The following is a 15,964-nucleotide window of genomic DNA, read 5'->3' on the forward strand; positions in this document are numbered from 1 at the left end:
AGGGAGAATCAGGATGAAAAGATTCGTCATTGTCGCCGTGCTTTTTGCTGCCGTCGTCTGGCTCCTCAACACGTCCCTGCTGGCAACGCCCCCCGAGGGCCCGCCTAAGATTCTCGCGCATCGCGGCATCCACCAGACCTATCCGAAAGCGGGCGTGGGGAACGATACCTGCACGGCCGAGATCATCGAAAAGCCACGGCACGATCACCTCGAAAATACCGTCGCCTCAATGCAGGCCGCCTTCGATTCCGGCGCTGCGGTCGTCGAACTCGACATCCACCTGACGCCCGATCGGCAGTTCGCGGTCTTCCACGACTGGACGTTCGACTGCCGCACTGAAGGCAAAGGGGTCACCGAGGAAACGCCAATGACGGTGCTGAAATCGCTCGACATCGGCTACGGCTATACCGCCGACGGCGGCAAGACCTTTCCGTTCCGCGGAAAAGGCACCGGCCACATGCCGACCTTGGAGGAGGTTTTCACCGCCCTGCCCGATCGCCAGTTTCTCGTCAATTTCAAGAGCCGCCGGGCCGAGGAAGGCGCAGCGCTCGCCGCCCTGCTCGAAACACATCCGGAATGGCGGCAAGCCGTCTTTGGGGTCTATGGCGGCGGCGAGCCGACGCGGGAAGCGCTGAAGCTGGTGAAGGGCCTGCGTGGTTACGACAGGAACTCTGTCGTCGGCTGCCTCGCCCGCTACATCGCCTATGGCTGGACCGGCGTCGTTCCGGCCGCCTGCCAGAACACGCTGGTGATCGTTCCGGGAAACTATGCGCCCTGGCTGTGGGGTTGGCCCGACCGTTTTGCACAGCGCATGAAATCAGCCGGCAGCGAGATCATCCTGCTCGGCCCCTATGCCGGCGGAGATTTCACCACGGGCATCGATAGCGCGGAAGATCTTGAACTGGTGCCGGAGAACTTCTCGGGCTACGTCTGGACTAACCGTGCCGAGATGATCGGGCCGATGCTGGCAAAAAGACAGCCGGCGTCCTACAGCGCCGCGCGTCTTATTAGACGCGCAAAGGTCGCTGCAGCACTTTGATTTGCTGCATGTTTTTATCCTTAAATCGAATAGGATTTAAGGAAACATGCAGTAGCGGTTCCTATCCAATCTCGTTTGTCACTGAGGGAGCGTACGGTTGGGGCACCGGCGCCTTGACCTGAGACAAGTCCCGCCTGTCGTTTCGGCAGATGCCCGGCAGCCCGAAGTTCACCCTCCGAGAGGAGCCGGCCGCCAGCAGGGCTGGCGAGCGGCGTTAGCGGTATTGAGAATACTGGCCGATCAGCGTGGGAACTCAAGACCCATTTCGCGGAAGCGCTCGGGATCATCGCCCCAGTTTTCACGCACCTTGACGAACAGGAAGAGGTGCACCGGCTGCTCAAGGATTTCGGAGATTTCCTTCCGCGACGCGGTGGAGATCGCCTTGATCGCATCGCCATTCTTGCCGAGTGCGATCTTCTTCTGGCTTTCGCGCTCGACGTAGATCACCTGTTCGATACGAACGGATCCGTCCTTGCGCTCTTCCCACTTCTCGGTTTCGACATGCGAGGCGTAGGGAAGTTCCTGATGCAGGCGCAGGAACAGTTTTTCGCGAGTGATTTCGGCCGCGAGCTGGCGCATCGGCAGGTCGGAGATCTGGTCTTCCGGATAATACCAGGGACCTTCCGGCAGCGTCTCGGCAAGATAATCCATCAGATCCTTGCAGCCCGAGCCGGTCAGCGCGGAGATCATGAAGGTGCGCTCGAACTTGATCGTCTCGTTGGCCGCCGCTGCAAGCTTCAGCAGATCCTCCGGTCGCACCTGGTCGATCTTGTTCAGAACCAGGATCTTCGGCTGGTGGACTTCCTTCATGCCCTGAAGGATCGTTTCCGCATCGCCCTTCAGGCCACGCTCGCTGTCGATCAGGAGCATGATCACATCGGCGTCCTTGGCGCCACCCCAGGCCGTCGTCACCATTGCCCGGTCGAGCCGGCGCCGTGGCTTGAAGATGCCCGGCGTGTCCATGAACACGATCTGTGCGTTGTCGTGGATGGCAATGCCACGCACGATCGCCCGGGTCGTCTGAACCTTGTGGCTGACGATCGAAACCTTGGCGCCGACGAGGCGGTTGACCAGCGTCGATTTTCCCGCGTTGGTGGCGCCGATCAGCGCCACGAAACCAGAGTGGGTCGGCGCGCTTTCGGCGGCCGTATCTTTTTCCATATCCGTCATGTTTTCCGTCAATTTCCGGCGGAGACTTTCCGCCACACGCCTTCGCGTTCCAACAATTTTGTCGCGGCCACCTGCTCGGCGCCGCGCTTGGATCGATCCGTCCCGGTCTCGGGCGCAACGCCGGCAACCTCCACGGTCACCGTGAAACGCGGGTCGTGGTCGGGGCCGGAGCGGTTGTCCGTCCGATATGTCGGCGCAATGCCAAACTTGGCATGCGCCCATTCCTGCAATTCGGTCTTGGCATCGCGACGGGCGCCGTCGGCACGGGTCGCCCGCTCTTTCCAGTGAAGCAGCACGAATTTACGCGCCGCCTCCAGCCCGCCGTCGAGATAGATGGCGGCGATGAGCGACTCTACCACATCGGCGCGCACATTCATCATCGCCTTTCCGGTGATTTTCTTCACGTCGGAACCGGTGCGGATAAACTGGTGCAGCGCCAGGTCGTCGGCGACCAGGGCGCAGCTCTCGGCGCTGACGAGCTGGTTCAGCCGCACCGAAAGTTCGCCCTCGTTGGCATCACGAAAGGTCTGGAACAGAAGCTCGGAGACGCAAAGCCCCAGCACACGGTCTCCGAGGAATTCGAGCCGCTGGTAGTTCGATCCCCTGGCATTGCGGGCGCTGGAATGGGTCAGCGCCCGATCGAGCCGTTCCTTCTCGCTGAACTGATAGCCAATCACGGCCTCGAGCTTGGCCCGATCCTCCGCGCTTAGCGACCGCGCCTTCATCATTCGACCGCCTTGAACAGGCGGTCGTAGCGCAGGTTCGCCGGCCACTTCCAGATCTCGCGGAACGAGGTGTCATTGCCGAGCGAGAAGAAGATCAGGCTCGCGCGGCCGACAAGGTTCTCGGCCGGCACGAAGCCGACGTCGAAGCGGCTGTCGGCCGAGTTGTCGCGATTGTCGCCCATCATGAAGTAATGACCTTCGGGCACGATGAACTCGCGGGTGTTGTCACCGCGCGAATCCGGGAACTGATCGAGCGTGTCATAGGAAACGCCATTGTCCATGGTTTCGCGGTAGACCGGAACGTCGCCACCGGTGTCGTACTGATCGTCGGCGCGGAAGACACCGTCAGGCGCGCGATCGATCGGCTTGTCGTTGACGTAGAGAATGCTGTTGCGGACCTGGATGCGATCGCCCGGCAGGCCGACCAGACGCTTGATGTAGTCGATGTCCGGGTTTGGCGGAAAGCGGAAGACGACGATGTCGCCGCGCTCCGGCTCGCTGGCGAAGATTCGGCCCGAGAACAGATCCGGCGAGAACGGCAGCGAATACTTGGAGTAGCCGTAGGCGAACTTGTTGACGAAGATGTAGTCGCCGACAAGCAGGGTCGGCATCATCGAGCCCGACGGAATGGTGAAGGGCTGAAAGAAGACGGTGCGAATGACCACGGCCAGGAGCAGCGCCTGGATGATGACCTTCACATTCTCCCAGAGACCGCTCTGCTTCGCTTCTGTCTTTTCTGCCACGCTGCTGTCTTCCTTTGTCATCGGCGCGCTGGATAGGCGCTCCGCTCAATCAACTGTCATTCGCGCTTTCGGTTCCAGCCTCACCGGCGGATGCGCAATTCTGTATCCATGCTGCAAGGGCGCTCTGCCCCCTGCAATCGGGCACGCCCGGATTTCTCAACGGAATGCTCTAAACCGTTCCCTCTGGCGGGGCAACGGGGAGTGCTTCGATAATCACGAAGGCCTGCGCCAGCGGGAAATCGTCGGTAATCGTCAGATGGATTGCCGCCCGATGCCCCTTGGGCACCATCGCCTGGAGCCGTTCGGCAGCACCACCGCTCAAATGCATCGTGGGCTTGCCACCGGGCATATTGATGACGCCCATGTCTTTCCAGAAGACGCCATGCGCTATTCCGGTGCCGAGCGCCTTGGAACAGGCCTCCTTGGCAGCGAAGCGCTTGGCGTAAGAGGCGGCGCGGTTCTTGCGACCTTCGGACTTGGCAATTTCCACCTCGGTGAAGCAACGATTGACGAAACGCTCGCCGAAACGCGAGAGCGAGTTTTCGATGCGCCTGATGTCGATGAGGTCGCTGCCGATACCGATGATCATGATGTGGACCTTGTACCGGACGCGCGCGCGCGCCTGCGGCGGGACTGGAAAAGACGGGCTGCCTGATAGGCAAGAGGATAGAAGATCAGTGCGCCGGCGGCGGCAAGCGGAACCGATCCGATGAGCATAGGCTTGAACACAGGCCCCCAAAGCGCCGACAATTCGAGGTGCTCGACCATATGCGCGACGTCCGCGCCGGTTGCGGGACCTGACGCCTGCGGTCCCATGATGACCGTGCCAAGTTCGTAGGACGCGGTCAGGATCATCGGGATGGTCACCGGGTTGGCAAGCGCCGTGGTGATCGCTGCCGCAAGCAGATTGCCGGAGAACGCGGAGGCAACCGCGACCGCGATGATGATATGCAGCCCAAAGAAGGGCGTGAAGGAGGACGCGGCACCTGCAGCGACCCCGACCGCAATCGAGTGCGGTGACGACGACAGGCGCAGGATGCGCAGCGCCATGTATCTCGGGCCACGCCGAAAGCCCTTGCGCGGCCATAAAAGCGCGCGAAGCCTCTCGGATATCGTGACCGGTTTTCTACGTCTGAATAACATTATGCCGTCATGACCGCATCTTGAAACCGCCAGTCGACACAAGACGGCGTGTCCGCCTGTTTAAAGGCCGCAAGATAGGCGTCATGCCCCTTGCTTGCAACCCGCTGGCGTGTGGTGCAGCGATCACGATTGAGCCATTCGCCTGGCGCATGGCTCGCCATTCCCGCCATCATGCGGGAACAGGCAGCGGCTTAGTAGCCGTTGCGGAACAGGCCGCGATCGATCTGGCGCTGACGGTATTCGAGATCGATGCGATCGACCGAACCGTTGAGATAGGCGAGCTCGCGCTCTTCCTGAGTGGCGACGCGCAGAGCGCGGGTGATCTTCTTCAACTGATTTAACATGGCAAACCTCTTCGTTTACCTCCCATGCAGAAGATAGTTTAGAGGTCACTGTTCCACCAGAGCCAGGAAGAGACAGCAGCCATGCGCAACAAGCATGCCTTGCCGTTTTTCAAGCCCCGACCTGCCTGTTTTGAAGGCAACTGCGCAAAACGGACGCGCACAGGCCCAAACTTCACCGCCGAATGCGAGTATCGCCAACCCTCACGGACGGCCAGACAGACGGAGGCAAGAAGAAGAAAGTGCCGGTCATGATCCGCCTGCCAAGGCGAGACCCCGACGGAAGGCGGAAGCAACGGCGCCGGTGGTGACGGTTCGGCAGCTATGCGAAAGTCGAGCGGCGCCCCTTCACTCGAAGAGGCGCTTGACCGTGGAGATGCTCGGCAATTCCTTCAACTGCGTGATCAGGTGGTTCAGCTGCCTCAGATCCCAGACCTCGAGATCGAACTGCAACTCACTGAAGTCGGCAGCCACACGCCCCATGGAAAGCGAGCGGATGTTGACGTCGCTCGTCGCGATCGACTGGGCGACCTCCGCCAGCGTGCCCGGCTCGTTCAAGGCGCTGATGGCGATGCGCGCCATGAAGCGGCTGCTGTTGGCCTCGTCCAGATCCCAACGCACGTCGATCCAGCGCTCCGGCTCGTCGTCGAACTTCTGCAGGATCGGCGACTGGATCGGGTAGATGGTGATCCCCTTGTCCTTCTCCATGATGCCGACGATACGGTCGCCCGGAACTGCACCCGCCGCGCTGAAATGCACGCCGGCGTTACCCGAGAGCCCGCGGATCGGCAGCGCTTCCGGACCTTCCGCTTGCGCCGGCTCGCCCGCCTCCTTGGATCGGCCAGGCAACTTGAACACCATGCCGGCGGCACTGCGCATGTTGAACCAGCCATCGTCGGCGTTCGGCTTGACGGTGACGCGCTCGTCCTGATGGTCGGGGAAAACCGCGCGCAGCACGTCGAGCGACGACAGTTCGCCGCGGCCAACCGACGCGATCGCATCCTCGACCTCTTTATGTCCAAGCCGATGCAGCGCGGGCTTCAGCGCTTCGCGTGAAAACGTCTTGCTGGCGCGCTCGAAGGTTCGCTCCAGAATGCGATAGCCGAGGCCGGCATATTGCTTGCGGATGGCAGCGCGCGTCGCGCGCCGGATGGCGGAGCGCGCCTTGCCGGTGACGACGATTTCTTCCCACGCCGGCGGCGGCACCTGGATGCCCGAACGGATGATCTCGACTTCGTCGCCGTTGTTGAGGCGCGTGACCAGCGGCATGATGCGGCCGTTGATCTTGGCGCCGACGCAGGTGTCGCCGATGTTGGTGTGGACCGCATAGGCAAAGTCGATCGGCGTCGCGCCACGCGGCAGCGCAATCAGCTGCCCCTTCGGCGTGAAGCAGAACACCTGGTCCTGGAAAAGCTCGAGCTTGGTATGCTCGAGAAACTCTTCCGGGTTGTCGCCTTCGGCGAGCGACTCGATCGTGCGCCGCAGCCAGGAATAGGCGTTCGAGGTCGGCGACAGGGCGGTTTCCGTCGAGACCCCCTCGCCGTCCTTGTAGAGCGAGTGAGCGGCGATACCGTATTCGGCGATATCGTTCATCCGGCGCGTGCGAATCTGCAGTTCGATGCGCTGGCGCGACGGGCCGACGATGGTCGTATGGATCGACTGGTAATCGTTCTGCTTTGGCGTCGAGATATAATCCTTGAAGCGGCCAGGCACGACGCGCCAGCGGGTGTGCACGATGCCAAGCGCGCGATAGCACGACGGGATATCGTCGACGACGATACGAAAGCCCCAGACGTCGGAAAGCTGCTCGAAGGACAGGGATTTCGACTGCATCTTGCGGAAGACCGAATAGGGCTTCTTCTGCCGCCCCTTGACTTGCGCGCCCTTCAACCCCTCGGTCTGGAGCAGCTCAGTCAATTCGTCCTCGATCTTCTTGATCAGGCCTTCATTGCGCTCGGACAGCTCTTCCAGGCGGCGGGTGACGGTTTCGAAGGCCTCCGGATTGATATGGCGGAACGAGAGGTTTTCGAGCTCCTCGCGCATATCCTGCATGCCCATGCGGCCGGCGAGCGGCGCATAGATGTCCATCGTCTCTTCGGAGATGCGTGCCCGCTTCTCGGGCGTCATATGGTCGAGCGTGCGCATGTTGTGCAGACGATCGGCAAGCTTGACCAAGAGGACGCGCACGTCGTCGGAGATCGCGAGCAGCAACTTGCGCAGGTTTTCCGCCTGCTTGGCTTTCTTGGTGACGAGATCGAGCTTCTTGATCTTGGTCAGGCCCTCGACAAGCGCACCGATGTCCTCGCCGAAGAGATCATCGATCTCCTGCCGGGTCGCGGTCGTATCCTCGATCGTGTCGTGCAAGAGCGCGACTGCGATCGTCGATTCGTCGAGATGCATTTCCGTAAGGATCGCCGCCACTTCCAGCGGGTGGGAAATGTAGGGGTCGCCGCTTGCCCGCTTCTGCTGCCCGTGCTTCTGCATCGCGTAGACGTAAGCCTTGTTCAACAGGGCTTCATTGACGTCGGGCTTGTATTTCTGAACGCGCTCAACGAGCTCGTACTGGCGCATCATTCGCTGGCGGCTCCATGGGAAAAGACAATAAAAAAAGTGCGCCAATCATACGAGTGGCGCACTGCTTTGAAAACACGCGGGAACGCTTGTTCCGTTACGGATCTCAGTAGTCGTCGCTCTTTTCCGGGGGCACGAGGCCCTCGATGCCGGCCAGAAGTTCCTCTTCCGACATGCGGTCGAAAGTGATTGCCTCCGGCTGGTCGTCGTCTTCCGCCGTCTCGGCAAAAGTCGTGTCGGCATCGGCTTGCACCAGCGAAGCCGGATCGGGCTCGGGCTCGTCCACTTCGACGTGCTTCTGCAGCGAGTGGATCAGGTCTTCCTTGAGGTCGCCGGGCGAGAGCGTCTCGTCGGCGATTTCGCGGAGAGCCACGACGGGGTTCTTGTCATTGTCGCGATCGATGGTGATCGCTGCGCCCTGCGAGATCAGGCGGGCGCGGTGGCTGGCGAGCAGCACGAGTTCGAAACGGTTGTCGACCTTGTCAATGCAATCTTCGACGGTGACGCGGGCCATTGCCTGTCCTTTTGGGCTCAAAGCGCGGCGATCATCGCCGCAGCACGGATTAACGACACGAGACCGGAACGGCCGCCGGATGACGGCCTCGTCGGCTCCGATTTCTGGAATTAGCCGCCCGGATACAATCAAAACAGCATAAGTTCAAGTTTTTCCTGCACGGAGCGCTCACATCATCCTTTACTGCGTGATAAAATGCGACGCGGACGGGCTGGACTTTGTATTCACACACCCTAGTTGCATTTTCTAATACAAACCGGAAACGCCTGGTAGAAACTGCAGATTTCCGATGTGGACGAACTGCAGCAACTGCTAAAACTAGCTATATTCGCGTGCCGCCGCTTGGAATAATGCAAGTGGTTAACTACATTATTTGCAATATCAGCAATTATTAATGTAATCGCCGTATTTTCGCGCATCCGCCGACGGGCCGCTTACCCGAATGTGATGCGCACCAAAAAGGAATAACGATGTTTGACCCTCGCGAGAAAATCGCTCTTTTTATCGACGGCGCCAACCTCTACGCCGCGTCGAAGAGCCTCGGTTTCGACATCGACTATCGCAAACTGCTCAAGGCATTTCAAAAGCGTGGCTATCTGCTACGCGCCTACTACTATACGGCTCTCATCGAAGACCAGGAATATTCGTCGATCCGTCCGCTGATCGACTGGCTTGACTATAACGGTTACAAGGTCGTGACCAAGCCTGCGAAGGAATTCACGGACTCGCTCGGTCGCCGCAAGATCAAGGGCAACATGGACATCGAACTTGCGATCGATGCCATGGAACAGTCAGAAACCGTCGATCATCTGGTGATCTTCTCGGGCGATGGCGACTTCACCACGCTCGTCGAAGCGCTGCAGCGGAAGGGTCGCAAGGTTTCGGTGGTATCGACGATGTCGACCCAGCCACCGATGATCGCCGATGACCTGCGCCGACAGGCGGATCACTTCATCGATCTCGTCACGCTGCGGGCCGAAATCGGCCGTGACCCATCGGAACGCGTTCCCCGGCAACATGTCGAGCCGGTAGCCGACCCCGTTGGGATCTGAGCGAACCAGTCACTCGCCAAACAACGAAAAAAATTTTTAGGCAGGGCGTCGGGGCGAGAGTGCGGCTGCGTTCAGCCGCGCTCTTTCAGCAGTCGGCTCTTCTGCCTGTTCCAATCGCGCTCCTTGGCGCTTTCACGCTTGTCGTGCAGTTTCTTGCCCTTGCCGAGCGCCAGCTCGAGCTTCGCCCGGCCCTGATCGTTGAAATAGATCTTGAGCGGAATGAGCGACATGCCTTCGCGATTGACGGCCCCCTGCAGCCGGTTGACCTCGCGCTTGGACAGCAACAGCTTGCGACGGCGGCGGGTCTCATGGTTGAATCGGTTTGCCTGCAGGTACTCCGGCAGATAGGAATTGATCAGCCAGATTTCCCCGCCCTCGTCGGTGGCGTAGGATTCGGCGATGTTTGCCTTGCCTTCACGCAGCGACTTCACCTCGGTGCCGGTCAGAACCAGGCCGGCCTCGTAGGTGTCGACGATCTCGTAGTTGAAGCGGGCCTTTCGGTTTTCCGCGACAATCTTCTTGACCGTGCGCTGGCTTCCCTTGGGTGCCATCAGTTCATCAATCCTGCATGTCTGAGCGCCGAGTCGATTGCGGCTTCCGTTGCCGGCTCCAGTGTCGAAAGCAGCGGCGAACGAACCGCGCGGCTCATACGGCCGAGACGGTTCAGCGCGTACTTGGCGCCGCACAGGCCAGGCTCCATGAAGATCGCCTTGTGCAGCGGCATCAACTTGTCCTGATATTCCAGTGCCTTGGCATAATCGCCAGCAAGGGTGGCCTGCTGGAATTCGGCGCAAAGCCGCGGCGCGACATTTGCCGTGACCGAAATGCAGCCGACCCCACCATGGGCGTTGAAGCCGAGCGCCGTTGCGTCTTCGCCGGAAAGCTGAACGAAATCCTTGCCGCAGGCCATGCGCTGCTCGGATACGCGTTCGATCTTGCCGGTGGCATCCTTCACGCCGATGATCGTCGAATGGGCCTTGGCAAGCGCGGCCATGGTTTCGACGCTCATGTCGACGACGGAGCGACCGGGGATATTGTAGATGACGATCGGCAGCTTCACGCTCTCGGCAATCGCCGAATAGTGGGCAAACAGGCCCTTCTGCGTGGGCTTGTTGTAATAGGGTGTAACGACGAGCACCGCGTCCGCACCCGCCTTTTCGGCGTGCTGCGCAAGCTCGATGGCTTCGGTCGTGTTATTGGAGCCGGCGCCTGCGATTACCGGCACGCGGCCGGCGGCTGCCTTGATGCAGAGCTCGACGACCTGCTTGTGCTCGGCATGCGAAAGGGTCGGGGATTCACCTGTCGTGCCGACGGGCACGAGACCGGAGCTTCCCTCTTTTATCTGCCATTCCACATGCGCGACGAAACCTTCCGCATCCACCGCGCCGGCGGCGGTGAACGGTGTTACGAGAGCGGGAATGGAACCCTTGAACATGCACAACTCCTGACGGCTCAAAGGACGAGCATACACTCACGCTTTGGCCGTAATCGACGGTTAAAAAACTGCCGCACCATAATCATGTGAGGGGGCTGCGGCAAGCGCCGTGACACGGCATTTCATGCCGGTTTTCACGTAAAAGCTTGACGTTCAAGCCGCATAATCCTTGAGGCTCGCCACCCGGTGCTAAGGTGGCGGCGGTGCGATTGCTGTGATCTATAAACCCCGGTAACCTTTCGTTAGGCAATCCGGCGGCAAATGAATGTGAGACACGGGGAAACACGGGGCTCTTGATGCGCGGATCAATTCTTCTGCCTGTCGCCGCCATGATCGGCACAGCGCTTCTGGCCTCGTCGGCCCTCTCCTCCGAAGCCTCGAACACAGTGCCGGTACCGGGCAGCAAACCCGCAATCTCCGACAAGGTCGGGCGCGTTTCGGGTAAGGACATCACCGGCGCGATCCCGGCGACGGTATCGCCCATTCAGGGCGGCTTGAAGGTCGGTCTGGATGCGCTTTCCGACAAGGATCCGACCAAGGCGATCACCGTTCGAAACGGCATGCACGAGGGCACGCTCGATCGTCATATTCTGACTTGGGCAATCGCCGTATCGGGGCAACGTGGCGTCCCCTCCTACGAGATCGCCGACGCCCAGCGCGAACTGCAGGGGTGGCCGGGCCTCAAATCGCTTCGCGCCCATTCCGAGCGCGCACTTTACCGCGAGAACCCGGCAGCCCCCGATATTCTTGCCGCCTTTGGGCAGACGCAGCCCGAAACCACGGAAGGGACGATCATCCTTGCCCGCGCGCTGGTGGCACAGGGGCAGAGTGCGACCGCAGCAACGCGGCTGCGCGCGCTCTGGTTCAAGCAGGGGCTCGACAAGGATGTGGAAACGCAGATCCTGTCGGAATTTTCCGGCCTGCTGACGGTTGCCGACCACAGACGGCGGATGACGATGCTGCTTTATCGCAACCGCGTCGAGCAGGCCGAACGCTTCAGCGATCTCGGCAAGGCGCAGTCGCTCTATCGCGCCTGGGCCGCCGTCAGCCGCGGCAGCACCAATGCCCCTGCGCTGATATCGGCGATCGACGCCTCATGGCATAAGGACCCGGCCTATCTGTTCATCCGTATCGAAAGCCTGCGTAAGCAGGACAAATATGCGGAGGCCGCCAAGCTGCTGGCCACGATGCCTAGGGATCAGGACGCGTTGGTCAATCCCGGTGAATGGTGGACCGAACAACGGATCGTCAGCCGCGGCTTGCTGGACAAGGGGGATTTTCGCGGCGCCTACCGAGTTGCCGCAAACCACAAGGCAACCGAGGCGACCGATATCGTCGATGCAGAGTTTCACGCCGGCTGGTTCGCGCTGCGCGGCATGGAAGATCCGGCCGCAGCATCGCAGCATTTCCGACGGATCCTTGATGTTTCCAACCGGCCGCTTTCGGCGTCCCGCGCTTGGTATTGGCTCGGCCGATCGGCGGAAGCGGGCGGACCGGGCAATGCCAAGGACTATTTCGCCAATGCCGCCCGCTTTCCAGGCACCTTCTACGGTCAACTCGCCGCTGCGCGGCTCGGCCACAAGGCATTCAACGTTACCTATCCCGCCCCTTCAGCGGAAGACCGTGCCCGTTTCGAAAACCGCGAGGCGGTTCGCGCCATCGCACGGCTGGAAGCGGCAGGTCACGGCTGGCGTGCCGACAGCATCTATCGGGCACTTGCGGAAGAACTGACGAGCCCCGGCGAACTGGCGATCCTTTCGGCACGCGCCGAAAAGACCCGCAATCATCAGCTTTCACTCCAGATCGGCAAGACCGCCTTTGGCCGTGGCATCGATGTCGCTGCACTCGCTTTTCCCGTCGGCGTCATCCCGTCGACCGCCAACATCGATGGCTCGGGCAAGGCGCTCGCCTACGCGATCGCGCGCCAGGAAAGCGCCTTCAATCCTGCGGCGGTCTCCACGGCCAACGCGCGCGGCTTGCTGCAACTGCTGCCCGGCACCGCCAAAGGGGTAGCCAGCCGCTACGGCCTTGCTTACTCCAAGGAGCGCCTGACGAGCGATGCCGGATACAACGCCACCCTCGGCGCGCATTATCTCGGCGAGCAGATCAACAGCTTCGGTGGTTCCTATATTCTCACCTTCATTGCCTACAATGCCGGCCCGCGTCGCGTACCGGACTGGCTCAGCCGCTATGGCGACCCGCGCGGCAAACCGATCGACGAGGTCGTCGACTGGATTGAGCGCATCCCGTTCCAGGAAACGCGCAACTACGTCCAGCGCGTGATGGAAAACTATCAGGTCTACAAGGTCAGGCTCGGTCAAGGCGCTGACATAGTCGCCGACCTTAGAATGGGACGACAGTTACCTTAGCGCAATTCCAGCAAGAGTGCGCAGCGGTGGTGCGTCAGACATCGCATAAAAACAAAGAGATAGCGCGCTTCTATGAACCCGTGCCAACGGGAAACGCTACTGCATGTTTCGTTAGATCGTATGCGATTCAAGGATAAAACATGCAGCAATTCACAGTGCTACAGCGACCTTTGCGCGTCTGATAAGACCCGCGGCGCTGTAGGTTCAGATTGGTTGTTCGTCGTTATCGTTGACAAATGGAGATGATCAAATAATCGTGATAGCAGAAGGCGGCACAAAGTACGATGTCACGCATTTCCCTTCTTGAAGGTTCCATCCTCCCCGAAGAAAATGGTGAAGGCAATGAAGACGTTAACAGTTATCGCCCTGTCGGTGGTGACAGTAATGAGTGGCGTTCCGCCAGCACAAGCATTTCCGATCGCCCCGAAGATTGCGTCTCAAGCCACCGATGTCCAACCGGCGCAATTCCCGTACGAGCGCGGTGAAGCGCGGAAGAGTGCTAGCGGATGTGGTTTCCCCTATTGCGGCCGTGGCTATCGGTACAACCGGCACGGTTACTACGGCGACAGACATGGCCATTATCGCGATGGTTACCGCGGATACTATCGGGACCACGATAATGATGCCGGCGCGTTCATCGGCGGACTTGCGGCCGGTGCGATCATAGGCGGCTTGTTGAGCCAGCCAAGATACTACAACCGTCCGGGAGTTGCCGGCGGCAGCTCACATACCAGCTGGTGCTACGCCCGATATCGGTCCTATCGAGCCTGGGACAACACGTATCAGCCTTATGGTGGTCCGCGGCGGCAGTGCAATTCGCCCTACTGAAAAGACTGGATGGGGCGGCGGCCCCTCGCACCCTCCCAATGTTTCCGCTGCTCCGGTATCGGCGCGAAAACGTGGTTTTAAAGCCTGTGACCGGCGATCTCGCGGTCCAAAAGGTAGCGCGAGCGGCGAGTCCTTTCATTCCCTGAACGCCGGACCGCCTGCTTGCCGTTTCCGTTTCAATGGCTACGATCCGCCCGGGTGCAGATGGAGGGCGAGGCTGAAATGAACGAGTATGGGGCGGATGCGTTTCGGGAACATCGCTTCCCCGGGGTTGGCGGATTGCAGCTCTACGCGCGGGCCTACGGACCTGGGCCTCAGCCACGAGCGGCAACTCCGGTTATCTGCCTGCCAGGGCTCACGCGCAACAGCCGAGACTTTCACCAACTTGCCACCTTTCTTGCATCGTCGTCGGGAGGCGGGCACCCCGTTATCTCATTGGACTACCGTGGCCGCGGGAATTCGGAACGCGACGGCGATAAGAGTCGCTATACGGTTGCAGTCGAAACGTCCGACGTCATCACCGCGTGCGCATATTTCGCTATTGAAAAGGCAATTTTTATCGGCACCTCACGTGGTGGGCTGATCCTGCACCATTTGATCGGCCTGGCCCCCGGCTTGATAGCAGGGGCCGTGCTCAATGACATCGGGCCTGTCATCGAAATCGGGGGATTGCTCGGGATCCGGGACTATCTCAACACAGGGACCGGACCGGTAAGTTGGACCGCAGCGCCCAACTACCTGAAAGCCATACACGGAGACGATTTCCCGATCCTTCACGAGGTCGAATGGCTGCAGATGGCAAGGGCGATCTATCGCGACGAAGGCGGCATTCCTGTCGTCGACTTCGATCCAGCAATTGCGGCACAACTGCAGGCGCTGACGTCGGACATGTTGCTGCCGGATCTTTGGCCCCAGTTCCACGCCTTTACCGGGCTTCCGATGATGGTCGTTCGCGGCGAACATTCCAAGCTGCTGTCAAGCACCACGGTCGATGAGATGAAGAGCAGGCATCCCAACTTGACGACCGTGACAGCCGCCGGACAAGGCCATGCACCGCTGCTGCATCTCGACGGCCCCAGGCATGCCATAGCCGCCTTTGTTCACCACTGCATGTTTCCTTAAATCCTATTCGATTTAAGGATAAAAACATGCAGCAATTCAAAGTGCTACGGCGACCTTTGCGCGTCTAATAGGACGCGCGGCGCTGTAGCAGCGAACGCGCGCCTGCGCTCCCGCCTGAGATCGCATTTCCTTTATGGAAAGCGCCAAACGAAAAAGCCCGGCTCGAAAGCCGGGCTTCTCTAAACTGACCGAGGTCAGATCAGATTAGAAGTCGCGCTGCAGGCGGACGAAGCCGAATACCTGGTCGTCGCCGTTGTCTTCATCTTCGTACTGAACCGATACGCGGGTAGCGAGGCCTTCGGTGATCTTGTAGTCAACCGTTACGCCAGCGCGCCATGCATCGTCGCCGCCGAAGCTGTTGACGGAATCCTGCAGGCTACCGAAGTACTGAGCGCCAGGAGTGATCGCCAGCTTGTCGGTTGCGTTGAAGCGGTACGAAGCAGCAACGCTCCACTCAGACTGAGCCCAGTANGAATCCTGCAGGCTACCGAAGTACTGAGCGCCAGGAGTGATCGCCAGCTTGTCGGTTGCGTTGAAGCGGTACGAAGCAGCAACGCTCCACTCAGACTGAGCCCAGTAGGTGTTCGGGTTCGAAGCCCAGATACCAGCAAGCTGGAAGACGCCCGGGCCGAGGTCTGCAGAGAGCAAGCCGCGGATCGCGCCTTCTTCCCACTCGGTGTCGTAGCCGCCGAGCAAGTCGAAGGAAACGCCGCCGAGCGAAGCCGAAACGATACCGGAGATGCCAACGCCGTTTGCCTTGGTGGACCAGCCTTCGAGCTCGTCGATCGAGATACCGGCCTGGAACGTGCCGCCGTCATAGAGGTAGGCAATCGAGTTGAACTCGGTGACGTTGCCGAGCGTGTCGGTTTCGCCGTTGATGCCCTTATCCCACCAGTTGTAGAAGAAACCGGC

At 60.3% G+C, this 15,964-nt stretch carries 15 protein-coding genes and 2 pseudogenes; 5 read left to right on the top strand and 12 right to left on the bottom strand.

The annotated features are described in order from the left end of the window. Positions 1–13 precede the first annotated feature (13 nt). Positions 14–1,039 (top strand): glycerophosphodiester phosphodiesterase family protein, encoded by a 1,026-nt coding sequence (locus ASD02_RS28190; protein WP_025426389.1) that lies wholly within the window; start codon positions 14–16, stop codon positions 1,037–1,039. 240 nt (positions 1,040–1,279) lie between these two features. Here the strand turns inward: ASD02_RS28190 and era are convergent, their stop codons facing one another. The 8 genes and pseudogenes from era to rpoZ form a co-directional block, all read right to left on the bottom strand. Then, positions 1,280–2,209, bottom strand: a complete 930-nt coding sequence (gene era / locus ASD02_RS28195; protein ID WP_025426388.1) for a GTPase Era — start codon at positions 2,207–2,209, stop codon at positions 1,280–1,282. An 8-nt stretch (positions 2,210–2,217) separates the two neighbouring features. Beyond that, positions 2,218–2,937 (bottom strand): ribonuclease III, encoded by a 720-nt coding sequence (rnc, locus tag ASD02_RS28200; RefSeq protein ID WP_025426387.1) that lies wholly within the window; start codon positions 2,935–2,937, stop codon positions 2,218–2,220. Next, on the bottom strand, positions 2,934–3,677 hold the full coding sequence (lepB, locus tag ASD02_RS28205; protein ID WP_025426386.1) for a signal peptidase I: 744 nt from the start codon (positions 3,675–3,677) through the stop codon (positions 2,934–2,936). Before lepB ends, rnc begins: the two co-directional genes overlap by 4 nt. Before the next feature lie 169 nt (positions 3,678–3,846). Further along, positions 3,847–4,266, bottom strand: coding sequence for a holo-ACP synthase (gene acpS, locus ASD02_RS28210; protein WP_025426385.1), 420 nt, complete (start codon positions 4,264–4,266; stop codon positions 3,847–3,849). Next, positions 4,263–4,905 (bottom strand): annotated as a pseudogene (locus ASD02_RS28215) (DUF2062 domain-containing protein). The gene acpS and the pseudogene ASD02_RS28215 overlap by 4 nt, the downstream one beginning before the upstream one ends. Positions 4,906–5,011: 106 nt before the next feature. Continuing rightward, on the bottom strand, positions 5,012–5,164 hold the full coding sequence (locus tag ASD02_RS37530) for a DUF3563 family protein (protein WP_067698885.1): 153 nt from the start codon (positions 5,162–5,164) through the stop codon (positions 5,012–5,014). Between the two features lie 345 nt (positions 5,165–5,509). After that, positions 5,510–7,735 carry a bifunctional (p)ppGpp synthetase/guanosine-3',5'-bis(diphosphate) 3'-pyrophosphohydrolase gene (locus ASD02_RS28220; RefSeq protein ID WP_025426383.1) on the bottom strand — a complete coding sequence of 742 codons (2,226 nt, stop codon included), beginning with the start codon at positions 7,733–7,735 and terminating at the stop codon, positions 5,510–5,512. A 103-nt stretch (positions 7,736–7,838) separates the two neighbouring features. Continuing rightward, on the bottom strand, positions 7,839–8,246 hold the full coding sequence (rpoZ, locus tag ASD02_RS28225; protein WP_025426382.1) for a DNA-directed RNA polymerase subunit omega: 408 nt from the start codon (positions 8,244–8,246) through the stop codon (positions 7,839–7,841). 470 nt (positions 8,247–8,716) lie between these two features. Between rpoZ and ASD02_RS28230 the strand changes: the two genes are divergently transcribed. Next, on the top strand, positions 8,717–9,298 hold the full coding sequence (locus ASD02_RS28230) for an NYN domain-containing protein (RefSeq protein ID WP_025426381.1): 582 nt from the start codon (positions 8,717–8,719) through the stop codon (positions 9,296–9,298). Between the two features lie 71 nt (positions 9,299–9,369). On the opposite strand, the gene smpB is transcribed toward ASD02_RS28230, so the two are convergent. Both smpB and dapA read right to left on the bottom strand, forming a co-directional pair. Beyond that, positions 9,370–9,849, bottom strand: a complete 480-nt coding sequence (gene smpB, locus ASD02_RS28235; protein WP_025426380.1) for an SsrA-binding protein SmpB — start codon at positions 9,847–9,849, stop codon at positions 9,370–9,372. Next, positions 9,849–10,733 (bottom strand): 4-hydroxy-tetrahydrodipicolinate synthase, encoded by an 885-nt coding sequence (dapA, locus tag ASD02_RS28240; protein ID WP_025426379.1) that lies wholly within the window; start codon positions 10,731–10,733, stop codon positions 9,849–9,851. Before dapA ends, smpB begins: the two co-directional genes overlap by 1 nt. A 296-nt stretch (positions 10,734–11,029) precedes the next feature. Between dapA and ASD02_RS28245 the strand changes: the two genes are divergently transcribed. From ASD02_RS28245 to ASD02_RS28250, 3 genes are all read left to right on the top strand, one after another. Continuing rightward, complete coding sequence (locus ASD02_RS28245) at positions 11,030–13,102, top strand: lytic transglycosylase domain-containing protein (protein WP_057221489.1); 2,073 nt, start codon at positions 11,030–11,032, stop codon at positions 13,100–13,102. A gap of 342 nt (positions 13,103–13,444) precedes the next feature. Continuing rightward, on the top strand, positions 13,445–13,930 hold the full coding sequence (locus ASD02_RS37540; RefSeq protein WP_081788894.1) for a BA14K family protein: 486 nt from the start codon (positions 13,445–13,447) through the stop codon (positions 13,928–13,930). A gap of 222 nt (positions 13,931–14,152) precedes the next feature. Then, positions 14,153–15,052: an alpha/beta hydrolase gene (locus ASD02_RS28250; RefSeq protein WP_025426377.1), complete on the top strand. Its 900-nt coding sequence runs from the start codon at positions 14,153–14,155 to the stop codon at positions 15,050–15,052. 204 nt (positions 15,053–15,256) lie between these two features. On the opposite strand, the gene ASD02_RS40070 is transcribed toward ASD02_RS28250, so the two are convergent. Beyond that, on the bottom strand, positions 15,257–15,523 hold a 267-nt coding region (locus ASD02_RS40070; protein WP_210178325.1), incomplete at its 5' end, for a porin. Between the two features lies 1 nt (position 15,524). Beyond that, positions 15,525–15,964 (bottom strand): annotated as a pseudogene (locus ASD02_RS40075) (porin); the annotation flags it as partial.

The sequence above is a fragment of the Ensifer sp. Root1252 genome, from assembly GCF_001425885.1.
Classification (GTDB): domain Bacteria; phylum Pseudomonadota; class Alphaproteobacteria; order Rhizobiales; family Rhizobiaceae; genus Ensifer; species Ensifer canadensis.

Bases quoted from the DNA above. Each gene is read 5' to 3' on its own strand.
- ASD02_RS28190 (WP_025426389.1), top strand. From the start codon at position 14: ATGAAAAGATTCGTCATTGTCGCCGTGCTTTTTGCTGCCGTCGTCTGG.
- era (WP_025426388.1), bottom strand. From the start codon at position 2,209: ATGACGGATATGGAAAAAGATACGGCCGCCGAAAGCGCGCCGACCCAC.
- rnc (WP_025426387.1), bottom strand. From the start codon at position 2,937: ATGATGAAGGCGCGGTCGCTAAGCGCGGAGGATCGGGCCAAGCTCGAG.
- acpS (WP_025426385.1), bottom strand. From the start codon at position 4,266: ATGATCATCGGTATCGGCAGCGACCTCATCGACATCAGGCGCATCGAA.
- ASD02_RS37530 (WP_067698885.1), bottom strand. From the start codon at position 5,164: ATGTTAAATCAGTTGAAGAAGATCACCCGCGCTCTGCGCGTCGCCACT.
- ASD02_RS28220 (WP_025426383.1), bottom strand. From the start codon at position 7,735: ATGATGCGCCAGTACGAGCTCGTTGAGCGCGTTCAGAAATACAAGCCC.
- rpoZ (WP_025426382.1), bottom strand. From the start codon at position 8,246: ATGGCCCGCGTCACCGTCGAAGATTGCATTGACAAGGTCGACAACCGT.
- ASD02_RS28230 (WP_025426381.1), top strand. From the start codon at position 8,717: ATGTTTGACCCTCGCGAGAAAATCGCTCTTTTTATCGACGGCGCCAAC.
- smpB (WP_025426380.1), bottom strand. From the start codon at position 9,849: ATGGCACCCAAGGGAAGCCAGCGCACGGTCAAGAAGATTGTCGCGGAA.
- dapA (WP_025426379.1), bottom strand. From the start codon at position 10,733: ATGTTCAAGGGTTCCATTCCCGCTCTCGTAACACCGTTCACCGCCGCC.
- ASD02_RS28245 (WP_057221489.1), top strand. From the start codon at position 11,030: ATGCGCGGATCAATTCTTCTGCCTGTCGCCGCCATGATCGGCACAGCG.
- ASD02_RS37540 (WP_081788894.1), top strand. From the start codon at position 13,445: ATGAAGACGTTAACAGTTATCGCCCTGTCGGTGGTGACAGTAATGAGT.
- ASD02_RS28250 (WP_025426377.1), top strand. From the start codon at position 14,153: ATGAACGAGTATGGGGCGGATGCGTTTCGGGAACATCGCTTCCCCGGG.